Source organism: Streptomyces sp. Y20, from assembly GCF_043195475.1.
Classification (GTDB): domain Bacteria; phylum Actinomycetota; class Actinomycetes; order Streptomycetales; family Streptomycetaceae; genus Streptomyces.
On record NZ_JBIDDP010000014.1, the window covers coordinates 42,504 to 66,303 of the forward strand.

Sequence of the window (23,800 nt, forward strand, 5' to 3'; positions counted from 1 at the left end):
GCGGGCGCCTGGGTGCCTACGCGTCCCCGGACTCGACGCGCTTCTTCAGTCCCGCGAGCGCGCGGTCGATGATGACCTTCTCGGCCTTGCGCTTGATCATGCCCAGCATGGGGATCTTCACGTCGACCGTCAGCCGGTAGGTGACCTCGGTGGCGCCCGCGCCGGCCGGCTTGAGCAGGTAGGAGCCGTCCAGTGAGCGGAGCATCTGGGACTTGACGAGGGTCCAGGAGACCTCGCGGTCACCCGTCCAGGTGTAGGCGAGGGTCTGGTCGTCCTTGATGGCGCCGGCATCCATGACGAGGCGGACCCGCTCGGCGCGGCCCTGCCCGTCGGTCCCGAGGACCTCGGCCTCCTTCACCTCGCCGGTCCAGTCCGGGTAGCGCCCGAAGTCGGCGATCACCGCCATGACGTCGGCGGGGGCCGCCTCGATCGTGATGCTCGAACTGGTGTGTTCCGCCATCGTCGTGGCTCCTTGCGGATGCGGGCCGTGTGGAGAGGTATGTGTGCGCCGGACTGCGCACGTGTGTGCAGCGTGAAGGCTACCGCGCCACCGCCCCGCATCCTTCATCCCGCCTGCGTGGCCTCACCATTGGAGTGCCCAGGGCGTGCCGGTGCCGGCGAAGTGCCCCACGTTGACGCACTCGGTGGCGCCGATCCGCATCCGCCGGGCCAGCGGCTGGTGCACGTGCCCGAACAGCGCGTACCGCGGCCGGGTGCGGCGGATGGCGTCCAGCAGGGCCCGGCTGCCCCGCTCGAAGCGGCGCGCGACGGTGTCGTAGACCAGCTCGGGCACCTCCGGCGGGATGTGGGTGCACAGGACGTCGACCTCGCCGACCGCCTCGATCTTCGCGGCGTACTCCTCGTCACCGATCTCGTAGGGCGTGCGCATCGGGGTGCGCAGGCCGCCGCCGACGAAGCCGAAGGTCCGGCCGCCGATCTCGACGCGTTCGCCGTCGAGGACCGTGGTGCCGGTCCGGGCGTACTCCGGCCACAGGGCCGGCATGTCGACGTTGCCGTAGGTGGCGTAGGTGGGGGTGGGGAACGCGGCGAACAGCTCGGCGTACTGCTTGCGCACCGCCCGCTCGATGGCGGTGGCCCGGTCGGTGCCGATGCCGCCCCACAGCCGGGCGCCGAAGGCGCGGGCCTCCTCGAAGCGGCGGGCGGTGCGCAGCTCGACGATGCGGTCGGCGTTCTCCGTGCCGAACAGGTCGGGGAAGATGCCGCGGGAGTGGTCGGCGTAGTCGAGGAAGAGGACGAGGTCGCCCAGGCAGATCAGGGCGTCGGCCCCCTCGCCGGCCCGGGCCAGGTCACGGGCGTTGCCGTGGACGTCGCTGACCACGTGGACGCGGGTTCGCCGGCTGCCGGTGCGTGTGGATGCCATGGCGATCAAGCGTAGGCGGAGCGCCGCACCTGTGAAAAGTGCCGGTCAGGCGCTCGGTTACTCGCCGGTCGGATCGGCCGTCGACTAATGTGCGCGAAGGAACGCCCCCGTGTGTGACGCAGCGAACATCTGCCCTGGCCCCCCTGTCCTAGACGGCATACCGGCGGGTAACGTCCGGGCAGTCCAGTCGTGCTCAGGATTTCAACATGTGAATTCCGTGAGCACTTGCCCGAGCCTTGGACCGCACCGTCGCATCGCACAACGTCGTGGCGCCGGCGCCCTATGAGGAGCAGCAGTCTTGCGCGAGTTCAGCCTTCCGGCTTTGTACGAGGTCCCCGCGGACGGGAATCTGACCGACATCGTCCGCAGAAACGCCGCGCAGCATCCCGACGTCGCCGTGATCGCCCGCAAGACGGGAGGTGTCTGGCAGGACGTGACCGCCCGGACGTTCCTCGCCGAGGTGCACGCCGCCGCCAAGGGACTCATCGCCGCCGGGGTGCAGCCGGGCGACCGGGTGGGCCTGATGTCCCGCACGCGCTACGAGTGGACGCTGCTGGACTTCGCGATCTGGAGCGCGGGCGCGGTCACCGTGCCGGTGTACGAGACCAGCTCGCCGGAGCAGGTGCGGTGGATCCTGTCCGACTCGGGCGCCACCGCCTGCGTCGTGGAGCTGGACAGCCACGCGGCGGCCGTCGAGTCGGTGCGCGAGTCCCTGCCCGCGCTGAAGCACGTCTGGCAGATCGAGGCCGGCGGCGTGGAGGAACTGGGGCGGCTCGGCCAGGACGTGTCGGAGCAGACGGTCGAGGAGCGCGGCTCACTGGCCAGGGCCGACGACCCGGCGACCATCGTGTACACGAGCGGTACGACCGGGCGGCCCAAGGGCTGTGTCCTCACCCACCGCAGCTTCTTCGCCGAGTGCGGGAACGTCGTGGAGCGGCTGCGTCCGCTGTTCCGCACCGGGGAGTGTTCCGTCCTGCTCTTCCTGCCGCTCGCGCACGTCTTCGGGCGGCTGGTGCAGATCGCGCCCATGATGGCGCCGATCAAGCTGGGCTGCGTCCCGGACATCAAGAACCTCACGGACGAGCTGGCCGCGTTCCGGCCGACGCTGATCCTCGGTGTCCCGCGGGTCTTCGAGAAGGTCTACAACTCGGCGCGGGCCAAGGCGCAGGCGGACGGCAAGGGCGCGGTCTTCGACAAGGCCGCCGACACCGCGATCGCCTACAGCAAGGCGCTGGACAGCCCGTCGGGTCCGCCGCTGGGCCTGAAGATCAAGCACAAGGTGTTCGACAAGCTGGTCTACGGCAAGCTGCGCGCGGTCCTGGGCGGCCGGGGCGAGTACGCCATCTCCGGCGGCGCCCCGCTGGGCGAGCGGCTCGGACACTTCTTCCGGGGCATCGGCTTCACCGTGCTGGAGGGCTACGGCCTGACCGAGTCCTGCGCGGCGACCGCGTTCAACCCGTGGGACCGGCAGAAGATCGGCACGGTCGGGCAGCCGCTGCCCGGCTCGGTGGTGCGGATCGCGGACGACGGCGAGGTGCTGCTGCACGGCGAGCACCTGTTCAAGGAGTACTGGAACAACCCGGACGCGACCGCGGTGGCGCTGGCGGACGGCTGGTTCCACACCGGTGACATCGGCACCCTCGACGAGGACGGCTATCTGCGGATCACCGGCCGGAAGAAGGAGATCATCGTCACGGCGGGCGGCAAGAACGTGGCCCCGGCCGTGATCGAGGACCGGATCCGGGCGCACGCGCTGGTCGCGGAGTGCATGGTGGTGGGCGACGGGCGACCGTTCGTGGGCGCCCTGGTCACCCTCGACGAGGAGTTCCTGGACCGCTGGTGCGCCGAACACGGCAAGCCGGCGGGCTCGACCGCGGCGTCGCTGCGCGCGGACGCGGATCTGATCGCCGCGGTCCAGGCGGCCGTGGACGACGGCAACGCCGCGGTGTCGAAGGCGGAGTCGGTACGCAAGTTCCGCATCCTGCCGTACCAGTTCACGGAGGAGTCGGGCCATCTCACCCCGTCACTGAAGCTCAAGCGGAACGTGGTGGCGAAGGACTACGCGGACGAGATCGAGGCCATCTACGCCAAGTGAGCCCGCTCGACGGCGCGGTGTCCCCGGTGAGGACCCGCGCCGTCACGCTGCCCGGCTGACGGCGCGTCGGCTCCGGTCGGTGGCACGCGCGTCGGCGGCGGGTCCCCGTTCCCAGCCGGGCGGGCGGGACCGGGGATCACGGCCGGGCGGGCGGGCGGTTCACAGCAGGGCTTTCAGCCTCTCCGCCAGCAGGTCCCAGCGCCACTTCTCCTCCACCCACCGGCGGCCGCGCTCGCCCATGCGGCGGCGCAGCTCGGGGTCCTGGAGCAGGACGACGATCCGCTCCGCGGTCTGCTCGGCCGAGCCGCCTCGGACGACCCAGCCCGTCTCCCCCTCCAGCACCGCGTCCGGCGCGCCGCCCGAGTCGCCCGCGACGACCGGCAGGCCCGTGGCGGACGCCTCCAGGTAGACGATGCCGAGGCCCTCCACGTCCAGGCCGCCGCGGCGGGTGCGGCACGGCATCGCGAACACGTCCCCGGCGCCGTAGTGCGCGGGCAGCTCGGCCCAGGGCACGGCCCCGGTGAAGCGGACCGAGGCGGCGACCCCCGTCTCGTGGGCGAGGCGGCGCAGGTCCTGCTCGTAGGGGCCGCCGCCGACGACGAGCAGCACGGTGTCCGGCTCGGCGGCGAGGATGCGGGGCATGGCCCGGATGAGGGTGTCCTGGCCCTTGCGGGGCACCAGCCGGGAGACGCAGACCACGACCGGCCGGTCGGTGAGGCCGAGCCGCGCGCGGACCTCGCCGCCGCCGGAGCCCGGGTGGAAGGTCTTCTCGTCGACCCCGGGCGGCAGCTGCGCCATCCGCCGGGCCGCCGCCGGGGTGAGCGCGGTGGCGATCCGGGAGCGGGTGTACTCGCCGAGGTAGGTGACCGTGTCGGTGCTCTCCCCGATCCGGCGCAGCAGTTGCCGGGCGGCGGGCAGCTGGGCCCAGCCGGCCTCGTGCCCGTGGGTGGTGGCCACCAGCCGCTCGGCGCCGGCCCCGCGCAGCGCGGGCGCCATGAGACCGAGCGGCGCCGCGGCCCCGAACCACACCGAGGTGCAGCCGTGCTCCCGCAGCAGCCCGGCCGCCCGCCGGGTCACCCGCGGGGTGGGCAGCAGCATCGTCGTACGGTCGCGGACGACGGTGAAGGGCTGCTCGGCGTCGAACGCGGCGGTGGCCTCGGCGCCCTCCGGGCCGCGCTTCCAGGTGGAGGCGTACACGACGAGCCGGTCGGGTTCCAGGCGCAGCGCCATGTTGTGCAGGAAGGCCTGGATCCCGCCCGGGCGGGGCGGGAAGTCGTTGGTGACGATCAGGGTCTTGCGCATCGCCGCCGACCCTACCGAATCGCCCGTCCGGCGCCGGGCGCGGCCGGGTCTGTGGCATCGCACAGGTGCGCAGGACATCATGGTCGCCCGAGGCGGAATCGAACGGCGCGCCCGGGTGCCGGGGACGGACGACAGGGGTTCACGTGGAGACGAAGGCCGTCCGGTGGTCCCTGGCCCGGCCGCTCGCGGCCTGGGGCGTCACCCGCGCGGTGCTGCTGCTGTTCGTCTTCGGGGTGTACGCCTTCCCGGGCCCGGACGTCACCTCGGACGTGTCGGTGATCTACCGCGGCTGGTACGAGGTGCTGCGCCACGGCACGTTTCCGCTGGACGACGTCACCTGGCAGTACCCGCCCGCCGCCGCTCTCGCCGTCCTCTCCCCCGCCGTCCTGCCGTTCCTGTCCTACCCGCACGCCTTCTTCCTGCTGGCCTTCCTCGCCGACGCCGCCGTGCTGGCCGCGCTGCTCGTCGCGGGCCGGCGCCCCGGCCGGTCGCCGCGCGGGGCCTGGGTGTGGGTGGCGGGCGTACCGCTGCTCGGGCCGACGGTGTACGCCCGCTACGACGTGATGGTGACCGCGGTGGCCGTGGCGGCGCTGCTCGCCGGGGCCCGGCGCCCACGGATGCTGGGCGCGCTGGCCGCGTTCGGCGCGCTGCTGAAGGTGTGGCCGGTGCTGCTGCTGGCCGGGGCCGTGCGGCGCGCCTGGCGGACGGCGGCGGTGACCGCGGCGGGCCTCGCGGCGCTGTTCGCGGTGTCCATGCCGGGCGCGTTCGCGTTCCTGTCCTTCCAGCGGGAGCGGGGCACCGAGGTGGAGTCGCTGGGCGCGCTGGTCTTCCATGTGGCCCGGCACTTCGGCTGGGAGGGTCAGGTGCTGCCGAACTACGGCTCGATCGAGTTCCTCGGCCCGTACGTGGCCCGGGTCAGCACGGCCGCGCTGGCGCTGACCGTGGCCGCGTTCGGCTGGCTGCTGCTGTGGCGGCTGCGGGCGGGCCGGTTCCCCGCGCACGTCCTCGCCGAGGCGGCCCTCCCGGCGGTGCTGCTGTTCACGGTGACCAGCCGGGTGATCAGCCCGCAGTACCTGGTGTGGCTGGTCGGCCTGGCCGCCGTGTGCCTGTCGCACCGGGCCAGCCGCATGACGGCGCCCGCGCTGCTGGTCGTCCTCGCATCCTTCGTGACGGTCCTGGAGTTCCCGCTCGGCTTCTCGCACGTGGTGGCGAGCGACTGGTACGGCGTCGCGCTGCTGGCGGTCCGCGACGGCCTGCTGCTCGCGGCCGCCCTGACGGCGGCCCGCCGCCTGTGGTCCTCGACCGTCCCCCACACCACACCCACCGCCCCCGTCCCCCCTCAGACCACCCGCACAGAGGAAACCCCGGTCACCCCCTGACGCCCGGCGCGCCAGATCAGCGCCGCCACGACCGCGCACTGCACGGCCATCGCGAGCGCCAGCGCCAGGCAGATGCCGGGCAGCCCGAGTCCGGAGAGGGCGTATGCGAGCGGCAGCTGGACGGCGGTGCCGAGCAGGGTGACCCGCAGCAGCGCGGACGCCGACCCGCTGCCTTCGAAGACCCCGCCGAGGGCGATGAAACAGGCCATCAGCAGCAAGTAGGGACCGATGCAGCGGAGGAACAGCACGGCCTGATGGGCGACCTCGGGACCGGCGCCGAACACGGTTGTCACCCAGGGGGCGGTGACGGCGAACAGGGCGGTGGCCGTGAGGCCCAGGGCGCCGGAGACGAGGACCGCCTGCCGGCCGATGTCCCGGCGGGCGTCGTCGCCCGCACCCCGGGCGTGCGCGGTGTGGATGGCGGCGGCCTGCCGTACCGCGTAGAAGGCCATGGTGGCGACGTAGAGGACCTTGTAGGCGATGGAGTAGGCGGCCACCGCGGTGACGCCGAGCCGGGCGACGATCGCCACCAGTACCAGGGCGCCGCCCTGCCGCACCGTGAAGTCGGCGGACATGGGCAGCCCGGTCGTGAACGTGCGGCGAGGGGCGGCCCCGGCCGGTCCGGCGGGGCGGACCCGGCCGGCCGTGCGCAGCAGGGCGGTGCGGCGCACGGCGAGGAGACCGGCCACGAGGGCCACCGCCCGGCACAGCACGGTGGAGGCGGCGGCGCCTCGGACGCCGTAGCGGTGGATCAGCACCGGGTCGCACAGCAGGATCAGCCCGTTGGCCAGCAGGGCGAGCCGCAAGGGCGTGCGGGTGTCACCGGCACCTTTGAGGATGCCGTCGACCAGCTGCTGGGCGAAGAAGACGGTCATGCCGGGCAGGGAGATCGCGAAGTAGGCGGTGGTCAGGCGCAAGGCCGCGTCGTCGCCCGAGCCGAGCACCAGGCGGGCCAGCGGGGCGCGCACCAGGAAGCCGCCGGCCGCGACCACGGGGGTGACGACCGCGCACAGGGCCCAGCCGCCGCGCACGGCGGCCCGGACGGCGGCCGGGTCCCGGGCTCCGCGGGCGTGAGCGACCAGCACAGTTGTGCCGGAGGCGAAGATCAGCGCCACGCCGAGCAGCACGTTCTCGGTGTTGCCGGCGACAGCCACGGCCGCGACGGCGGCCCCGCCGAGCCGGGAGACCCAGAGGGTGTTGATGACCCCGGAAGCGACCGGGGCGAGCAGGGAGAAGTAGACGGGGCGGGCGAGGGCGACGAGCTGCTTGCGGTGGGCACTCACTGGGACTCCTCGAAACGTGTTACCTCGTTTCGAGGTAGCACGATAAGAGGTAACATGGTTCTCCGGTCCACGGCAAGCAGGAGGAACGCGCGTGCTGGAGCTGTCGATCCTCGGTTTCCTCGCCGAGGAACCACTGCACGGGTACGAGCTCAAGGAGCGCATCAAGGCGCTCAGCGGCCATGTCCGCCCGGTCAGCGACGGCGCCCTCTACCCCGCCATCAACCGGCTCCTCGCCGCCGGACTGCTCGACCAGCACACCGAGGAGGGCGCGGGCGCCGCCCCGCGCCGGGTGCTCTCCCTCACGGAACAGGGCCGCGCCGAGCTGCTGCGGCGGCTGCGCAATCCCAAGCAGACCGAGATCACCGACCACGTCCGCTTCAACACGGTCCTGGCGTTCCTGCGGCACCTGGACGACCCCGCCGGCCAGGCCGCGGTGCTGCGCCGCCGGCTGGCGTTCCTGGAGACCCCGGCCAGCTTCTTCTACCGGGAGGGGAAGCCGGTACGGGCCGAGGAGGCCGGGGATCTGTTCCGGGAGGGCATGCTGCGGGTGGCCCGGGCCGGTGGGAACGCCGAGCGGGAGTGGTTGCGGGAGGTTGTGGGGCGGCTCAGTCCAGTTGTGCCGTGACGTACCGCCGCCAACGTGCGGTGAAGTCCCGCCGGGTCGTGCCGAGTACCTCCCGCAGCGCCTCCTCGACCGCCCCCGGCCGTTTCCCGTGGGCGCCGACGGCCCGGTAGAAGGCGCCGAGCCGGGCCGTGCCCCACTGCCCGGCGATCATCCGGCAGGCCAGCCAGCCGCCCTCGTAGGCGCGCGCCAGCTCGGTGGGATCGCTGGTGAAGCCGAAGTCCCGGTCCGCGGGGAGGGTGGCCGGCAGCTCGTCCTGCCGGACGGCCCGGGCGAGTTCCGGGGCGGCCTCGGCCGGGGTGCGCCCGGTGTCCAGGTAGCCGATCCAGTCGGCGTAGCCCTCGGAGAGCCACAGCGGGGTGGCGGCGGTGGTCTGCGCCCGGGTGGCGACATGGGTGGTCTCGTGGGTGAGCACGACCTGCTTGCCGAGGTCACCGAGGACGGCGTACGCCTCCGGGTTGACCACCACCCGGTCGGCGGGGGCCGCGCCGGCGGGCCCGGCCGGGGTCGCGCTCACCTCGCCGGTGGTGACGGCGGCGATGCCCCGGTAGGTGGCGGCCGGCGAGCCCAGCAGGGCCGCCATCCCCGCCAGGGACCGCGGGACCAGGACGACGACCCGGCGGCTCCAGCCGGCGCCCCAGGCCCCGGAGACGGCCGGGACCGCGCGGTCGGCCAGCCGGGCGTACGTCCGCAGGCCGGCGGCGGACCCGCCGGCGCCGAGCACCAGGCTGTGCGCGCCCCGGACCGCGGTCACCGTGCCCTGGTCCCACAGCTGCTGCCCGGCCCTGCCGGCGGGCCTGTCGGCGGTGACGTACCAGCGGCCGCCGGCGGTGCGGGAGAGGGTGAGGGTACGGCGGGCGCCGACGGGGGCCCGGTCGTAGCCGGCGACGCGGTACCGCAGGTCGGCGTCGGCGGTGGCGCCGGCGCCGGTGCGGCGCAGGCCGGTGACCCGGTAGCTCCAGGAGGCCAGCGGAAGGGCACGCAACCGGGCGTACTCCGTGCGGGCGCCCGTCGCGCCGTACGCCGTCTCGTCGTGCCCCAGCAGGGCCGCCGCCCGCCGGTCGAGCACCCGCTGCACCTCGGCCCGGGCCGGGTCGGCCGCCGGCCCGCCGCGGCACCCGGCAAGGGGCAGCAGCAGAGCCAGTCCCACCGCTCCGACACCCCACGCCCGCCTGCGACCAGCCACTTCCCGATCGTACGGCGAGCGGGCGGTCAGGGTCTGGTGACCGAGGAGACGGGCATCATCCCGACCGGGTCGTAGCGCACCGGGGCGCCGGGGTAGGGCGCGTGGATGACCTGGCCGTTGCCCACGTACATCGCCACGTGGCTGGCGTCGGAGCGGTACACGACCAGGTCGCCGGGGCGGGCCTGGGAGAGCGGGACCTGCCGGCCGGCGAAGCGCTGCGCCTGCGAGGTGCGCGGCAGGTGGATGCCCGCGTGCGCGTACGACCACTGCATCAGGCCCGAACAGTCGAATCCGGAGGGGCCGTTGGCACCCCACACGTAGGGCCGGCCGAGGGCGGAGCGGGCAGCGGCCAGGGCGGCGGCGACGCGGCCGTCGGCGGCGACGGCACCGGCCGGGTCGGGCAGGCCCGCGCGGCTGCCCCGGGAGGCCCGGTCGTAGGCGGCGCGCGCGGCGGCGGGCAGGGCGTTGATCAGCTGCCGGGCCCGGGCGAGCTTCTGCTCCACGGTCCGCTTGTGGGCGGCCACGGCCCTGCGGCTGCGCTCCAGTTCGGCGAGCTTGCCGGTCGCCTCCGCGCGTTCCTGGGCCAGATCGCGCAGCGCGGACTGCAACTGCCTCAGCTGGCCCGCCTGCCGGCTGCCGATGCGGTCGAGCGTGGAGGCCTTGTCGAGGTAGTCGTCGGGGTCGTCGGAGAAGAGCAGGGCGACGGCCGGGTCGATGCCGCCCGCGCGGTACTGGGCGCCGGCCAGCGAACCCAGCCGCTCCCGCAGGCCGTTGATGCGCTGCTGCTGGCGGGCGATGTGGTCCTGCGCGTCACGGACCTCCCGGCGCAGCACCCCGGCCCGCTCCCCGGCCCGGTCGTAGGCCTGGGTGGCCTTCTCGGCGGCCTCGTACAGACGGTCCACCTCGGCGCGGGTGTCGGCGTCCGGTGTCGCGTGCGCCGGTACGGCGCCGAGCGCGGCTGCCGCGGCCGACACCACGCACAGGGCGACGGAGCCCCGGTCGAAGCCGGGCGGGGCAAGACGGCGATGAGAGCCCACGAGAAGCCGTGTTCCTTCCGCTGGCCTACAGGACGCGTCCGCCCGGCGCCGGGGACGGGGAAACCCCGGCGCCGGGGAAACGCGGCAGACAGTAGCCGTGCGGAGGGGTCCGGACCAAAGACCGCGGAGTCAACACAGAGTGACGCCCCGCCGCTGACGCAGGTCATGGGCGGGGCGTGACGTCAGTTCCGGTCACCGGGATTCGCCCGTTCGGGCGCCCCCGTGTCCGCGTCGTGCGGGGTCAGACCCGGACGCCGAACTGGAAGGGCATGTTGCCGATGGCCTCGTAGCGGACCACGGCACCGGTGTGCGGGGCGTGCAGGACCTGGCCGTTGCCGGCGTACAGGCCCACGTGGTGCAGGTCGCCGTAGAAGAAGACCAGATCGCCGACCTTCAGGTCACCGACCGAGCCGATCCGGGTGCCGATGTTCGCCTGCGCCTCGGAGGTGCGCGGGATGGACACACCGGCCTGGGCGTAGGCCCAGGAGGTCAGGCCCGAGCAGTCGAAGGAGGAGGGGCCGGTGGCGCCGTAGACGTACGGCTTGCCGATCTGGCTCTGTGCGGCGGAGAAGGCCGCCGAGGCGCGTCCGGAGGCGGGCGGGGTCTTGTCGCCGAGGTCCACGCGCTCGGTGGAGGAGCGGTTGGCGCGCTGCTGCTCCTGTGCGAGTTGCGCCTTCTCCTTGGTGGTCAGGGTGTTCAGGAGCTTCTGCGCGGCGGCGAGCTTGCCCTGGACCTCCTGCTTCTTGTTGCCCAGCTCGGTGCGGGTGGCGGCGAGGTCCTTGAGCTTCTCGGTGGCCTCGGCCCGCTCCTGGGCGAGTTCGCGCTGCTTGTCCTGGATCTTCCTCAGCGCGTCGACCTGCTGGCTGCTCAACTGGTCGAGGGTGGACGCCTTGTCGAGGTAGTCGTCCGGGTTGGAGGACAGGAAGAGCTGGACGGAGGCGTCGATGCCGCCGGAGCGGTACTGGGCGGTGGCCAGCGAACCCAGGCCGTCACGCAGCTTGTTGAGCTCCTCCTGGCCGCGGGCGACGTCGTCCTGGATGGTGGAGATGTCCTTCTGCAGCTTCTGCTGCTTCTCCTTGGCGCCGTTGTACTTCTCGGTCGCCTGCTCCGCCTGCTCGTAGAGCTTGTCGACCTTGGCCTTCACCTCGTCCTTGCTCAGCTTCTCGCTGGGGGCGGCGTTGGCGGCGTTCGCGCTGAGCGCGACGGCAGCGGCGGCTGCGGTGGTCAGCACGGTCACACGGGTGCGACTGGGCTGCTTGGGTCGACGGTGGGACGCCACGGAGGACGAACTCCTTCTTGTGAGTGATCACCCGTTCGGAGGTTCGAGCCCAGACCCTAGTGACACAGTTGTGATCAGTTCAAATCCTCACAGGAAAAAACCCTGTCACGCCGTGCATTCTTTACACTAACTCACCTGTAGTGAGAGCGGATTGACGCAGCGTTGTGCGACACAACGCCCAATTCGGGCACAGCCGGCGTCCGTTGGACCTTCAGGACAGCCGCTTCAGAAGTACCGCAGAAGCCACGGGACGGGCGCCCGCCCTGGCGACCCCGTCGGCCACCTCGCGGTCCGTGGAGGCGACGATGACCGGACGCCCCGGCGGCTCCGCGCGCACCAGCTGGCGGATCAGCTCGTCGGCCGTCACGCCCGGCTTGGAGAACAGCACCCGCACCCCGCGCGGCGGCGCGAGCAGCACCGGCGCGGCCAGTTCCGCGCCGTCGAAGACGCACGTCACCTCGGCCCCGGTCTGCGCGGCGAGCGCGGAGAGCTGGCCCAGCAACCGGAGCCGCTGCTTCTCCAGCGGCATCTGCGGATAGCCGGTCTTGGTCACGTTGTAGCCGTCGACGACCAGATGAGCCTGCGGGAGTGCCAGGAGCTGGTCAAGGATGGCCGGATCGTGCTCGGACAGGGCGCGTGCCGCGATGTCCTTCGGGGTCATCCGGCCCGGTTCCACCGCGTCGACCGTCTCGGCCGGCCGCACGGAAACCGGGGGCAGGGCGAGTTCGCGCCGCAGGCCCTGGGTCGCCTCCAGCAGGGTGTCGAGCAGCAGCCGTACCCGCATGTCCTCCACGCTGCGGCCCTCCCGGGCCGCCCGCCGGGTGGCCTCCAGCGCGGCCTCGGCCTCGCTCAGCCGGGCCTTGAGCCGCCGGGACTCGCTGTCCGCGGCCGACACCCGCGCGTGCGCCTCGGCGCGCGCGGCGTCGATCTCGCCGTGCGCCTTGCGCAGCGCGGCCTCGCCCCGCTTGACGTCGCTGAGCGCGGCCCGCAGCTTGCGGTGCAGCGAGTCGGCTTCCTTCTTCGCCGACTCCAGCTCCGTACGCAGCCGTTCGGTCTCGGCGCGGGTGTGGTCGCGGGCCTGCGCCAGCTCCGCGCGCAGCCGCTCCAGCTCGGCGCGGCTCTCCTCGCCGGCCCGCTCGGCGTCCGCGCGCTGGGCCTCCTCGCCTGCCGCGGTGACCAGCTTCACCCAGCCCGCCGGGCGCAGTACGTAGGCCGCGGCCGCCACGTCGAGCGGGTCCGCGGCCGGGGGCGGCGATCCGGAGTCGAGGGCGCCGGCGAGTTCCGGCTGCGTCTCTCTGAACTTCTCCCCGATCCGCTGCCGGAACAGCGGATCGGTCTCCAGCGCCGCCGCCATCGCGTTGCCGGCGAACTTGGCCCGGCGGTTCGGGGCGAACCGGGCGTACTGCCGCAGCTGGGCGGGAAGTTCGGCCACGGTCAGCCCGCCGAAGGCGTCCGAGACGATCTGCACGACCCGCCGGCGCACGCCGTCGGGCAGCGGACGGTCAAGCACCTCGGCGGTGCCGTCGCCCGGCCCCCCGCCTGCGGTCTCCGCCATCCGTCACACCCCAAACCGAAAAAGCCACCCCGGGACCGCTCCGCTCAGGAGCCGTTGCCCGGCCTGTCCACGAGTTCCACCTGGTCCACCGCGTTGCACCAGCGGCAGCGCACCGACTCGATGGTCTCACTGACCACCTCGCGCTCCTCCACCGTGGGCTCACCGGCCAGGTCGAGATGGACGTACTCGACGACCTTGGACGAGCGGGTCACGTCGAAGCGGGTGAGGTTGCCGCACAGGGTGCAGCGCCATCGTGTCGTGGCCGTCGGCAGGGGAACCGTCATCGTGACTGTCCGCTTCCTTCTCGTGTCGTTCCGCGCCGTTCCCCGGCGCGTGTGGCTCGTAACCCTACGGCCTGCCGGGTCCCCGCCGCCCGCCCGTCCACGGCGGCGAGGCGGTCTGTCAGCTTGCGTCCCGTTACGTCATGCTCTGTAGTCATGATCAGCACCTGGAGCACGGCGGCCGGCAGGACCCTCAGAGCGGTCCGGGGCACCCCGGCACCGATCACGTACGGCCTCATCGTCCTGTGCTGCCTGATCTTCGTCCTGGGCCCCGCCTCCGGGCTCACCCCCGGGTACGGCACCGGGGACGCGCTGCTCGCCGCGCAGCGGACGTACTTCCGGCGGTGGGGCGTGGTGCCGGCCGTGCTGTTCGGCAGACCGGCCCGGGAGGCGCTCACCCCGGCCACCGCGCTGTTCGTGCACGGCGGCTGGGTCCACCTGCTCGGCAACATGCTGTTCCTCTTCGTCTTCGGGGCGATGACCGAGGAACGCATGGGACGGGTGCGGTTCACCCTGTTCTACGTCGGCTGCGGCTACCTCGCCCTGCTGGGCTACGCGGCCGCCAACGCCGCCTCCGAACAGTCGCTGGTCGGCGCCTCCGGGGCGATCTCGGCGGTCCTCGGAGCCTTCCTCTACCTGTTCCCCCGCGCCCGGGTCACCAGTCTTCTGCCGTTCCTGTTCTTCCTGCCGCTGCGCTTCCCGGCCTGGGTGGTGCTGCCGTTCTGGGCGGCACTCCAGTGGTTCGCGGCGGGGCGGGCCTCCGACGGGCCCGGGGTGGCCTACCTCGCGCACCTGGTCGGGTTCGGCCTGGGGTTCGGCTACGCGTGGGTGTGCTACGGACGCGGGAGCGGCCGCGCGGGCGGGCCCGGTGGCGCGGTGGTGGGAGACGGGCGGGCGACTAGACTGAGGGCCGCACCAGCTCCGGTCACCGAGGGAGAGACACAGCCGTGATCACCGCGATCGTCCTGATCAAGACCAGCGTGGACCGGATCCCCGAGATCGCGGAGCGCATCGCCGCGCTGGAGAGCGTCAGCGAGGTCTTCTCGGTCACCGGCACCTACGACCTGATCGCCATGGTCCGGGTCGGGCAGCACGAGGACCTCGCCGAGATCATCCCCGGCCGGATCAGCAAGATCCCCGGCGTGGAGGCCACCGACACGCACGTCGCGTTCCGCACCTACTCCCAGCACGACCTGGAAGCGGCGTTCGCGATCGGCCTCGACAACTAGGGCCCGCCACCCCGGCAGGAGCCGGGAGGCGGGCCGGGTGGTCTCAGACCGCCGGGACGCAGCGGCCGTCCTCCGTGCGGTACTGCCACCGGGCGCCGTCCCGCACCAGTTCCCGTACGGCGTTCACGAAGCGCTCGACGTGCTCGTCGGGGGTGCCGGCGCCGAAGCTGACCCGGACGGCGTTCAGGGACCTCTCGCCCGGGGCCGCCTCCGGGGCGCCGCACTCCCCCTGGGTCTGCGGGTCGGTGCCCAGCAGGGTGCGGACCAGGGGGTGGGCGCAGAAGAGGCCGTCGCGGACGCCGATGCCGTACTCGGCGGAGAGGGCGGCGGCGAAGTGCGAGCTGTTCCAGCCCTCGACGACGAAGGAGAGGACACCCACGCGCGGGGCGTCGTCGCCGAAGAGGGAGAGGAACCTGACCTCCGGGACCTCGGCGAGGCCCTCGCGGACCGTGCGGATCAGCTGCTCCTCGCGGGCGACGAGGGTGTCCCAGCCGGCCTCGGTGAGGGCCTTGCAGGCGGCGGCGATGGAGTAGGCGCCGATCACGTTCGGGGAGCCGGCCTCGTGGCGGGCGGCGCCGTCGTGCCACTCCACGGCCACCCCGCCGTCCTGCCGCCGGGTGACCTTGCGGCTGGCGCCGCCGCCCGCGAGGTACGGTTCGGCCGCCCGGAGCCAGTCGGCGCGGCCGGCCAGGACTCCGGAGCCGAAGGGCGCGTACAGCTTGTGGCCGGAGAAGGCGACCCAGTCGACGTCCAGGTCCCGGATGTCCACCGGGTGGTGGGGGGCCAGCTGGGCGGCGTCCAGGACGATGCGGGCACCGTGGGCGTGCGCGGCGGCGGCCAGCTCGCGTACCGGCCACAGCTCGCCGGTGACGTTGGAGGCGCCGGTGACGCAGACCAGGGCCGGGCCGTGGGGGTCGCGGTCGGCGAGGGCCCGCTCCAGGGTACGGACCGCCTGCCGCGGGGTGCGCGGGGCGTCGAGGTAGGTCACTTGGGCGTCCTGCCAGGGCAGCAGGGAGGCGTGGTGCTCGGTCTCGAAGACGAAGACCTGGCAGCCGGCCGGTAGGGCGCGCGCCAGGAGATTGAGGGAGTCGGTGGTCGAGCGGGTGAAGACGACCTGGTCGTCCGGGCGGCAGCCGAGGAACTCGGCGACGGTCCTGCGGGCGTTCTCGAACAGGTCGGTGGAGAGCTGGGAGAGGTAGCCGGCGCCACGGTGGACACTGCCGTAGTACGGGGCGTAGGCCGCGACGTCGTCCCAGACCCGCTGGAGGGCGGGGGCACTGGCCGCGTAGTCGAGCGCGGCGTAGGCGACCTCGCCGCCCGTGACGAGCGGGACGGTGACGTCGCGGCCCAGGACGGGCAGCGGGGCGCAGAGGGACCGGTCGGCGACAGCGGTGGAGACGGACATGGCTGAACTCCCGTGAAGGCAGGTGGAATACACCGGGCGAGCGGGTGTGCTCGAGCGCCGGTGGGGTGAAGGGGGATGCGGAGGCGGGGCTCTGCGGCCCTAGCGCATTCGCTTGCTCACGGGAGGCTCCTCGACGACCAGGATCCCTGGTCCCACACCTGAGAAGTGTGCGAGGGATCCGCGCTTGCCGGGGACCTTGCTGTCCACGGCCTGGTCTTCACCCGGGGCACCCCGCCACGGACGGAGGGTTGCCGGACAGTCGGCCGGGGCCTCATGACTGTCACTCATGACCTGGTGGAAGAACGTACGCGAACTGATCGTCGTCCCGCAACCCGTGTCCGGATCGCGGGACGACGTGCGGTGCGGTCAGGCGTTGCTGGCCGCCACCCACCGCTCCAGCGTCCGCCGGGCCGCGCCCGAGTCGATCGACTCGGCGGCCTTCGCCATGCCCGCGCGGAGCTGCTCGGTGAGCGACGCGCCGGTCGGCTCCAGGGCCACCAGGGCCGCCGCCGAGTTCAGCAGGACGGCGTCCCGTACGGGGCCCTGCTCGCCGTCGAGCAGACGGCGGGCGACGTCGGCGTTGTGGGCCGGGTCGCCGCCGCGCAGCGCCTCCACCGGGACCAGGGGGAGACCGGCGTCACGGGGGTCGAAGGACTCCTCGCGGACCCGGCCGTCGCGGACCACCCACACCCGGGAGGTCGCCGTCGTCGTCAGCTCGTCCAGGCCGTCGTCGCCGCGGAAGACCAGGGAGGAGTTGCCCCGTTCCGCGAGCACGCCCGCGACGATGGGCGCCTCGTGCGCGACGGCGACGCCGACCGCCTGGGCCCGCACCCGCGCCGGGTTGGTCAGCGGGCCGAGCAGGTTGAACACGGTCCGGATGCCCAGCTGCCCGCGGGCGGCTCCCACATGGCGCAGCGCGGGATGGAACTTCACGGCGAAGCAGAAGGTGATGCCGGCCTCCTCCGCGACCTCCACGACCCGGCGGGGGCTCAGGTCGAGGTTGACGCCGAGCTTCTCCAGGACGTCGGAGGAACCGGACGCCGAGGACGCGGCCCGGTTGCCGTGCTTGACGACCTTCGCGCCCGTGCCGGCCACGACCAGCGAGGACATGGTGGAGATGTTCACCGTCCGGGCCCCGTCGCCGCCCGTGCCGACGATGTCGACGGTGCGGCCGGGCACCTCGATGACGTTCGCGTGCTCGTACATGGTGCGGACCAGGCCGGTGATCTCCTGGACCGTCTGCCCCTTCGCCCGCAGCGCCACCGCGAACCCGGCGATCTGGGCGTCGGTCGCCTCACCGCGCATGATGCGGTCCATCGCCCACGCGGTGTCGTCGGCCGCCAGGTCACGGCCCTGAAGAAGACCGTTCAGCAGGACGGGCCAGGAGCGGCCCGCCGCGGTGTCGCCTCCAGCGGGGGTCACAGCGCTCATCAGCCGCTCCTCGTACACAGTCCTGCCCGGTCCTACCCCCACCCTATCCAGCCGGAGGCACCGCGAAGGGCCCCGTCCGCGAGGCGGACGGGGCCCTTCTGCGTGGTGTGGCGACGCGGGGATCAGTGGTGGCCGTGGCCGCTCGTGATCTCCTTGAACTCCTCGACGGTCGGCTTCGGGATCTGGCTGTCCTCGCCGTAGTAGGCGTTGGAGAGCTTGACCCGCAGCTTCTGCGAGGTGCCCACCTTGCGCTCGACGCCGTTCTCGTCGGTCGTCGGACCGATCTCGGCCGGCCGGTACTGCTCGTGCGCGGTGAGCGTGTGCAGCTGCTCCTGGCTGAGCGGCTCGTGCACCTCGATGAACTCACCGTGCGGCAGCCGCTTGATGATGCCGGTCTCGCGGCCGTGCAGCACCTTGTCGCGGTCACGGCGCTGGAGGCCGAGGCAGATCCGCCGGGTGGCGATGAACGTGAGGACCGGCCCGGCGAAGAACGCGATCCGGACGAACCAGGTGACCGCGTTGATCGACAGGTGGAAGTGCGTGGCGATGATGTCGTTGCCACCACCGATCAGCATGATCACGTAGCCGGCGACCCACGCGGCGCCGAAGGCGGTGCGGGTCGGGGCGTTGCGCGGCCGGTCCAGGATGTGGTGCTCGCGCTTGTCGCCGGTGATCCAGGACTCGATGAACGGGTACAGCGCGATCATCGCGAGGAACAGCCCGAACAGGGCCAGCGGGATGAACACGCCCAGGACCAGCGTGTGGCCCCAGAAGTTGATCTCCCAGCCCGGCATGGCGCGGACGAGACCCTCGGCGAAGCCCATGTACCAGTCGGGCTGGGCGCCCGTGGAGACCTGGTCCGGACGGTAGGGGCCCATCGCCCAGATCGGGTTGATGGACGCGATGCCGGCGATGAGGGCGATGAAGCCGAACACCAGGAAGAAGAACCCGCCGGCCTTGGCCATGTAGACCGGCAGCAGCGGCATGCCGACGACGTTCGTGTTGTTCCGGCCGGGACCCGCGAACTGCGTGTGCTTGTGGTAGAAGACCAGGATCAGGTGCGCCACCATCAGGCCGAGCATGATGCCCGGCAGCAGCAGGATGTGGATCGAGTAGAACCGGGCCACGAAGTCGTGGCCGGGGAACTCGCCGCCGAACAGGAACATCGAGATGTACGTGCCGACGACCGGCACGGACAGGATCGCGCCCTGGGTGAAGCGGACGCCGGTGCCCGAGAGCAGGTCGTCCGGCAGGGAGTAACCGGTGAAGCCGGTGAACATGCCGAGGACGAACAGCAGGAAGCCGAACAGCCAGTTGATCTCACGCGGCTTGCGGAACGCGCCGGTGAAGAACACGCGCATCATGTGCACGAACATGCCGGCGAGGAAGACGACCGCCGCCCAGTGGTGGATCTGCCGGATGAGCAGACCACCGCGCACGTCGAACGAGATGTGCATGGTCGAGTTGAACGCCTCGGACATCAGCTGTCCCTGGAGCGGGATGTAGCTGCCGTGGTATTCGACCTCGTTCATCGACGGGTGGAAGAACAGCGTCAGATAGACACCCGTCAGGATGATGATGATGAAGCTGTACATGCAGATCTCGCCGAGCATGAAGGACCAGTGGTCCGGGAAGATCTTGCGCATGTTGGCCTTGGCCAGGGAGTAGATCCCGAGCCGGCCGTCGGCCCAGTCGGCGATCCGCTCGCCGGCCGGAGCCTTCCCGCGAGAGCGGCCCGCCGCGGCAGCGGCAGCGGCATTGTTGTCGTTCGATGCAGTACTCATCCGCGCTCCCAGAAAGCAGGACCGACGGGCTCCTCGAAGTCGCCGAGCGCCTGGAGGTAACCCTCACTGTCCACACCGATGCGCAGCTGCGGCAGGGCGTGGCCGGCGGGGCCGAAGATGACCCGGGCGCCGTCGGAGAGGTCGAAGGTGGACTGGTGGCACGGGCAGAGCACGTGGTGCGTCTGCTGCTCGTACAGCGAGATCGGGCAGCCCACGTGGGTGCAGATCTTCGAGAACGCGACGATGCCCTGGTGCGACCAGTCGAGTTCGCGCTTGTCCTTGATGTTGTCCGGCTGGAGCCGGACGATCATCAGGGCCGCCTTGGCCATCTGGTCCTGGAAGTCCTCGGCACGCTCCTCCAGCCCGTCGGGCTTGGCGAAGGTGAGCGAGCCGACCTCGATGTCCTCGGGACGCAGCGGCTGGTTCGTGTTCATGTTGACCAGGCGCTTGTTCTTGGCCCACAGGGTGTGCCGGAGCTTGGTCCCGGGGGCCGGGCCCAGACCGCCGAGCAGCATCACGCCGGAGAGCGGCACCAGGGCCAGCGCGCCGAACATGGTGGTGCGGATCAGCTTGCGGCGGCCGAGCGCCGACTCCTTGGCACCCAGGCGGAAGTCGTCGTGGACCTTCGCGCGGACCTCGGGGGAGGCCTCGATCGGGTGACGCTCGTCGGCGACCTCGACGTCGGACATCAGGGTGCGGGCCCAGTGGACCGCGCCCGCGCCGATGCAGAACAGGGCGATGCCGAGGGTCAGCCCCAGCGCGAAGTTCATCGCGCTGATGTGCCCGAGCGGGAAGACGAAGATCGACTTGTCGTTGGGGATCGCCAGGTAGGCGGCGATGAAGCCGATCGTCGCCAGCATCGACACCGTGAACAGCAGGGCGACCACGCGCTCGGACCGCTTGGCGGCCCGCTCGTCGATGTCCTGGATCCGGTGCTCGTGCGGCGGCAGTCCGGGGTTCGCGAACGGGTTCTCCCGGTCCGCGACGTCCACCGCGCCGTGCGCGTGGTCCCGCCCGGCGGGCAGGTTCTCTTCTGGAATGTCTTGGCTACTCATGACTTCTTGGCCTTTGCGGTCCGGGCGGCGACCCACACGGCGACGGCGATCAGTCCGCCGAGACCGAAGATCCAGCCGAAGAGACCCTCACTGACCGGCCCGACGCCGCCCAGCTCCAGACCACCCGGGTTCTCCGTCTCATCGCCGTTGACCGCGTTCAGGTACGCGATGATGTCCTTCTTGTTCTTCTCCGACATGGTGGTGTCGGGGAAGGACGGCATGTTCTGCGGGCCGGTCTGCATGGCCTCGTAGATGTGCTTGGGAGCGACACCCTCCAGGCTCGGCGCGTACTTGCCCTTGGTGAGGGCACCGCCCTTGCCGGTGAAGTTGTGGCACTGCGCGCAGTTGGTCCGGAACAGTTCGCCGCCCTGGGCGATGTCCGCGCCGGCCGGACCGTACTGGTCCTTGGTCGGCACGCTCGGGCCGGCGCCCAGCGACGCCACGTACGCGGCGAGCTGGTCGATCTCGGCCTGCGTGTAGCTGACCTTTTTGCGCGGGAGCTGCGCCATCTGGGAGGTGGAGGCCGGCATGCGGCCGGTGCCCACCTGGAAGTCGACCGCGGCCGCACCCACGCCGACCAGGCTGGGGCCGTCGGAGGAGCCCTGGCCACCGGTGCCGTGGCAGCTGGCGCAGCCGACCTCGTAGAGCTTCTTGCCCTCCTTGATGGTGAGGGACTGGGAGGAGTCGTCGGCCTGCGCCTTGCCCGCGGGCGCGAACGCGGCGTACAGCCCCCCAGTGGCCGCCAGCGCGAGGAGTAGGACGACGACCGCCGCCAGCGGATGGCGTCGTCGTGCGGAGAGCTTTTTCACGGATTACCCCGGTGTCAGGATCTTCTGCGTCGGTGCTGCTGGATTACGGGAGCGGTCCCCGCTACTTGATCAGGTAGATCGTGGCGAAGAGGCCGATCCAGACGACATCGACGAAGTGCCAGTAGTAGGACACGACGATGGCGGCGGTCGCCTGCTCGTGCGTGAACCTCTTGGCCGCGTAGGTGCGGCCGAGGACCAGCAGGAAGGCGATGAGACCGCCCGTCACGTGCAGGCCGTGGAAGCCGGTGGTCAGGTAGAACACCGAGCCGTACGGGTCCGAGGACAGCGAGATGCCGTCCTTCTTCACCAGCTCCGTGTACTCGAAGATCTGACCGCCGATGAAGATCGCACCCATGATGAAGGTGAGAGTGAACCAGCCGCGGAGCTTCTTCACGTCGCCGCGTTCGGCAGCGAAGACACCGAGCTGGCAGGTGAGGGAGGAGAGCACCAGGATCGTGGTGTTCGTCGCGGAGAAGGGCACGTTGAGCGCGTGCGCCATCTCCTTCCAATGGGCCGGTCCGGTCACCGACCGGAGGGTGAAGTACATCGCGAAGAGGGCCGCGAAGAACATCAGCTCGGAACTCAGCCAGATGATGGTTCCGACGCTGGTGAGGTTCGGCCGGTTGACCGACGGGTGCGCGTGCCCGGTTTCTACTGTCGTTGCTGTCGCCACGACCGACATTATGTCGGTCGCTTATCCCGCCCTCACTCCGGGGGGTGCCGTTCGGAGTGTTGCCGCCCGCCGAACCGGTGCTGACGTGGCGTTCATGGGAGTAGCATCCGCCCGAACGGCCCTGTCCGTCCTGTCCGTACGACGCTGACGTCCCGGAGGAACAATGCAGCCGACCGCCACGGTGCTGGTCTACAGCGACGACTCCAACACCCGCGAGCAAGTACGGCTGGCCGCCGGGCACAGGCCGGCCCCGGACGTCCCCCTGGTGGAGTTCCTGGAGTGCGCGACCCCCGAGGCGGTGCTGCGCGAGCTCGACAAGGGCGGCATCGACGCCTGCGTGCTCGACGGCGAGGCGGTGCCGATGGGCGGCATGGGGATGTGCCGGCAGATCAAGGACGAGGTGTTCGACTGCCCGCCGGTGCTGCTCCTGATGGGCCGCCCCCAGGACGCCTGGCTGGCCACCTGGAGCCGCGCCGACGCCGCCGTGACGCTGCCGGTGGACCCGGTGGGGTTCGCCTCCTCGCTGGCCTCCCTGCTGCGCCGCAAGAGGCTGCTGAGCGCCTAGTGACCCGGGGCGCGGGGCCGTGCGCGCGTACGGCCCCGCGGGTGCTCCCCGCGCCCGCACGGGGGGACCGTGCTCCGGTACGGCCCCGCGCCCCCGGGTGACGCTCACACGGCCGTCGGCTGGAGGCGCAGCGCGTCGCCCGGCGCCGGGCCGTCCGGTGTGCCGTTGAAGAGGGCGCTGCCCTGGCGCCACTTCGCCCAGTCGACGTTCCAGTCGCCGAAGCCGTTGCCGAAGGGCTCCATCGGGTCGCCGTCGGAGTTGACGACCCGCACGATGTCGCCCTCGCGGACGGTGTCGAAGAACCACTCGGCGTTGGACGTGTTCATGCCGGTGCAGCCGTGGCTGACGTTGGCGTAGCCCTGCGAGCCCACGGACCAGGGGGCGGCGTGGACGTACTCGCCGGACCAGGTCACCCGGGTGGCGTAGTAGACCGGCAGGTCGTAGGAGTCGGAGCTGCCTTCGGCGATGCCGACCGTGGTGCTGCGCATGCGTACGAAGTACTGCTTGCCGAGCACGACCTTGACGCCGTTGCGGGTCTCGTAGCCGGGTTTGCCGGTGGTGACGGGGATCTGGTTGATCTCCGCACCGTTCTTGTAGACCGTCATCTGGTGCGACGAGGCGTCCGTGACGGCCTCGACCCGGTCGCCCGTGGTGATCTTCAGTGGCTTGGAGGTGCCGCCCCACAGCCGGTCGCCGATGCGGATGCCGTCCAGGTTGCTGTGCACCCGGACGGTGGCGTGGATGGGCCAGTACTCCTTGGGGCGGTAGTGGAGTTCCTTGGCGTTCACCCAGTACCAGGCGCCCTGCACGGCCGGCGTGGAATCCACCCGCAGGGCGCGTTCCACGACGGCGCGCTGCGCCTTGTCCTTGATCTCCTGGTCGAGCTGGGCGGTGATGGGCTGCCCGACGCCGTAGGTGCCCGCCTGCGGCCCGAAGGTGACGTTCAGGCGCTTCTTGCTGGTGGGCTTGCTGGTGTCGAACGTGAGGACCTTGCGGCCGGGTGCCCCGTCCTCGTCCTCGGTGCTCACCGAGACCGTGTAGTGGGCGTTGGCGGCCAAGGGGGAGGTGCTGTGCCAGCGGCTGCCGTCGGCGGCGAGTTCACCCGCGACGTAGCGCCCGGTGGAGTCCTGGGCGGTGACGTCGGTGATGCGCCCCTCGTCACCGTTGGCGGTGACCTCCAGGGGCTTGTCCGGATCGGCCCGCTTCTCTGCACCGGTGGGGCCGTTGAAGGAGATCAGGCCCGCTGCGTCGTACGGCTTGGCCGACAGGGGGTTGCCGTCCGAACCGCAGGCGGTGACGCCCGCGCCGAGGGCGGTCACCAGCAGGGTGCAGCTGACGACGGTGCGGGTCCGCGGAGTGTGATTCATATGATCACGCTATGAGGCGGAGACCTTACCGGCACGGCAGGTAATCCGTACGAGCGAACAACACTCCGGCAAAGGACGGACT

General features: G+C 71.8%; 22 protein-coding genes and 1 riboswitch. Of the genes, 6 read left to right on the top strand and 16 right to left on the bottom strand.

The window, feature by feature from the left end; genetic code table 11:
* Nucleotides 1-16 precede the first annotated feature (16 nt).
* Complete coding sequence (locus ACGFT1_RS28785) at nt 17-460, bottom strand: SRPBCC family protein (protein ID WP_373911903.1); 444 nt, start codon at nt 458-460, stop codon at nt 17-19.
* 123 nt (nt 461-583) lie between these two features.
* Nucleotides 584-1,339, bottom strand: coding sequence for a metallophosphoesterase (locus ACGFT1_RS28790; RefSeq protein WP_373912064.1), 756 nt, complete (start codon nt 1,337-1,339; stop codon nt 584-586).
* Between the two features lie 340 nt (nt 1,340-1,679).
* On the opposite strand from ACGFT1_RS28790, the gene ACGFT1_RS28795 reads away from it, so the two are divergent.
* A complete protein-coding gene (locus tag ACGFT1_RS28795) occupies nt 1,680-3,476 on the top strand; it encodes a long-chain fatty acid--CoA ligase (protein WP_373911904.1) in 1,797 nt (598 codons plus the stop codon).
* 159 nt (nt 3,477-3,635) lie between these two features.
* Here ACGFT1_RS28795 and ACGFT1_RS28800 read toward each other — a convergent pair whose 3' ends face one another.
* Nucleotides 3,636-4,778, bottom strand: a complete 1,143-nt coding sequence (locus ACGFT1_RS28800; protein WP_373911905.1) for a glycosyltransferase family 4 protein — start codon at nt 4,776-4,778, stop codon at nt 3,636-3,638.
* Between the two features lie 143 nt (nt 4,779-4,921).
* Here ACGFT1_RS28800 and ACGFT1_RS28805 point away from each other — a divergent pair, with 143 nt between their 5' ends.
* Complete coding sequence (locus ACGFT1_RS28805) at nt 4,922-6,157, top strand: glycosyltransferase 87 family protein (RefSeq protein WP_373911906.1); 1,236 nt, start codon at nt 4,922-4,924, stop codon at nt 6,155-6,157.
* Here the strand turns inward: ACGFT1_RS28805 and ACGFT1_RS28810 are convergent.
* The gene (locus tag ACGFT1_RS28810) at nt 6,118-7,440 is read right to left on the bottom strand and encodes an MATE family efflux transporter (protein ID WP_373911907.1); all 1,323 of its coding nucleotides are present in this window, start codon (nt 7,438-7,440) and stop codon (nt 6,118-6,120) included. The genes ACGFT1_RS28805 and ACGFT1_RS28810 overlap by 40 nt on opposite strands.
* Nucleotides 7,441-7,531: 91 nt before the next feature.
* Between ACGFT1_RS28810 and ACGFT1_RS28815 the strand changes: the two genes are divergently transcribed.
* A complete protein-coding gene (locus ACGFT1_RS28815) occupies nt 7,532-8,065 on the top strand; it encodes a PadR family transcriptional regulator (RefSeq protein ID WP_373911908.1) in 534 nt (177 codons plus the stop codon).
* Here ACGFT1_RS28815 and ACGFT1_RS28820 read toward each other — a convergent pair.
* The 5 genes from ACGFT1_RS28820 to ACGFT1_RS28840 form a co-directional block, all read right to left on the bottom strand.
* A complete protein-coding gene (locus ACGFT1_RS28820; RefSeq protein WP_373911909.1) occupies nt 8,046-9,248 on the bottom strand; it encodes a hypothetical protein in 1,203 nt (400 codons plus the stop codon). The two genes, ACGFT1_RS28815 and ACGFT1_RS28820, sit on opposite strands and share 20 nt — an antisense overlap.
* A 26-nt stretch (nt 9,249-9,274) precedes the next feature.
* Nucleotides 9,275-10,285, bottom strand: a complete 1,011-nt coding sequence (locus ACGFT1_RS28825) for an NlpC/P60 family protein (protein WP_373911910.1) — start codon at nt 10,283-10,285, stop codon at nt 9,275-9,277.
* Nucleotides 10,286-10,526: 241 nt separating this feature from the next.
* Entirely contained in the window at nt 10,527-11,564 is a 1,038-nt protein-coding gene (locus tag ACGFT1_RS28830) for an NlpC/P60 family protein (protein WP_373911911.1), read from the bottom strand.
* Nucleotides 11,565-11,775: 211 nt separating this feature from the next.
* The gene (locus tag ACGFT1_RS28835) at nt 11,776-13,119 is read right to left on the bottom strand and encodes an NYN domain-containing protein (RefSeq protein ID WP_373911912.1); all 1,344 of its coding nucleotides are present in this window, start codon (nt 13,117-13,119) and stop codon (nt 11,776-11,778) included.
* Between the two features lie 44 nt (nt 13,120-13,163).
* Nucleotides 13,164-13,403, bottom strand: coding sequence for a hypothetical protein (locus ACGFT1_RS28840; protein ID WP_356820636.1), 240 nt, complete (start codon nt 13,401-13,403; stop codon nt 13,164-13,166).
* A 153-nt stretch (nt 13,404-13,556) separates the two neighbouring features.
* Between ACGFT1_RS28840 and ACGFT1_RS28845 the strand changes: the two genes are divergently transcribed.
* The gene (locus ACGFT1_RS28845) at nt 13,557-14,351 is read left to right on the top strand and encodes a rhomboid family intramembrane serine protease (RefSeq protein WP_373911913.1); all 795 of its coding nucleotides are present in this window, start codon (nt 13,557-13,559) and stop codon (nt 14,349-14,351) included.
* Nucleotides 14,348-14,629: an Lrp/AsnC family transcriptional regulator gene (locus tag ACGFT1_RS28850; RefSeq protein ID WP_121789193.1), complete on the top strand. Its 282-nt coding sequence runs from the start codon at nt 14,348-14,350 to the stop codon at nt 14,627-14,629. The genes ACGFT1_RS28845 and ACGFT1_RS28850 overlap by 4 nt, the downstream gene beginning before the upstream one ends.
* A 43-nt stretch (nt 14,630-14,672) precedes the next feature.
* Here ACGFT1_RS28850 and ACGFT1_RS28855 read toward each other — a convergent pair whose 3' ends face one another.
* The 6 genes from ACGFT1_RS28855 to ACGFT1_RS28880 all read right to left on the bottom strand — a co-directional run bounded on the left by ACGFT1_RS28855 (nt 14,673) and on the right by ACGFT1_RS28880 (nt 21,795).
* Nucleotides 14,673-16,034 (bottom strand): aminotransferase class V-fold PLP-dependent enzyme, encoded by a 1,362-nt coding sequence (locus ACGFT1_RS28855; RefSeq protein ID WP_373911914.1) that lies wholly within the window; start codon nt 16,032-16,034, stop codon nt 14,673-14,675.
* Between the two features lie 175 nt (nt 16,035-16,209).
* A riboswitch (SAM riboswitch) is annotated at nt 16,210-16,326 on the bottom strand.
* Between the two features lie 74 nt (nt 16,327-16,400).
* A complete protein-coding gene (gene trpD / locus ACGFT1_RS28860) occupies nt 16,401-17,465 on the bottom strand; it encodes an anthranilate phosphoribosyltransferase (RefSeq protein ID WP_373911915.1) in 1,065 nt (354 codons plus the stop codon).
* Between the two features lie 122 nt (nt 17,466-17,587).
* Nucleotides 17,588-19,249 (bottom strand): cytochrome bc complex cytochrome b subunit, encoded by a 1,662-nt coding sequence (locus tag ACGFT1_RS28865; protein ID WP_373911916.1) that lies wholly within the window; start codon nt 19,247-19,249, stop codon nt 17,588-17,590.
* Nucleotides 19,246-20,304, bottom strand: a complete 1,059-nt coding sequence (locus tag ACGFT1_RS28870; protein ID WP_373911917.1) for a Rieske 2Fe-2S domain-containing protein — start codon at nt 20,302-20,304, stop codon at nt 19,246-19,248. The genes ACGFT1_RS28865 and ACGFT1_RS28870 overlap by 4 nt, the downstream gene beginning before the upstream one ends.
* Complete coding sequence (locus ACGFT1_RS28875) at nt 20,301-21,113, bottom strand: c-type cytochrome (RefSeq protein ID WP_356820626.1); 813 nt, start codon at nt 21,111-21,113, stop codon at nt 20,301-20,303. The genes ACGFT1_RS28870 and ACGFT1_RS28875 overlap by 4 nt, the downstream gene beginning before the upstream one ends.
* A 61-nt stretch (nt 21,114-21,174) precedes the next feature.
* Nucleotides 21,175-21,795, bottom strand: coding sequence for a heme-copper oxidase subunit III (locus ACGFT1_RS28880; protein ID WP_373911918.1), 621 nt, complete (start codon nt 21,793-21,795; stop codon nt 21,175-21,177).
* Between the two features lie 154 nt (nt 21,796-21,949).
* On the opposite strand from ACGFT1_RS28880, the gene ACGFT1_RS28885 reads away from it, so the two are divergent.
* Nucleotides 21,950-22,351 (top strand): hypothetical protein, encoded by a 402-nt coding sequence (locus tag ACGFT1_RS28885; protein WP_373911919.1) that lies wholly within the window; start codon nt 21,950-21,952, stop codon nt 22,349-22,351.
* Nucleotides 22,352-22,455: 104 nt separating this feature from the next.
* Here the strand turns inward: ACGFT1_RS28885 and ACGFT1_RS28890 are convergent, their stop codons facing one another.
* Nucleotides 22,456-23,718, bottom strand: coding sequence for an Ig-like domain-containing protein (locus ACGFT1_RS28890; protein ID WP_373911920.1), 1,263 nt, complete (start codon nt 23,716-23,718; stop codon nt 22,456-22,458).
* Nucleotides 23,719-23,800: the final 82 nt, after the last annotated feature.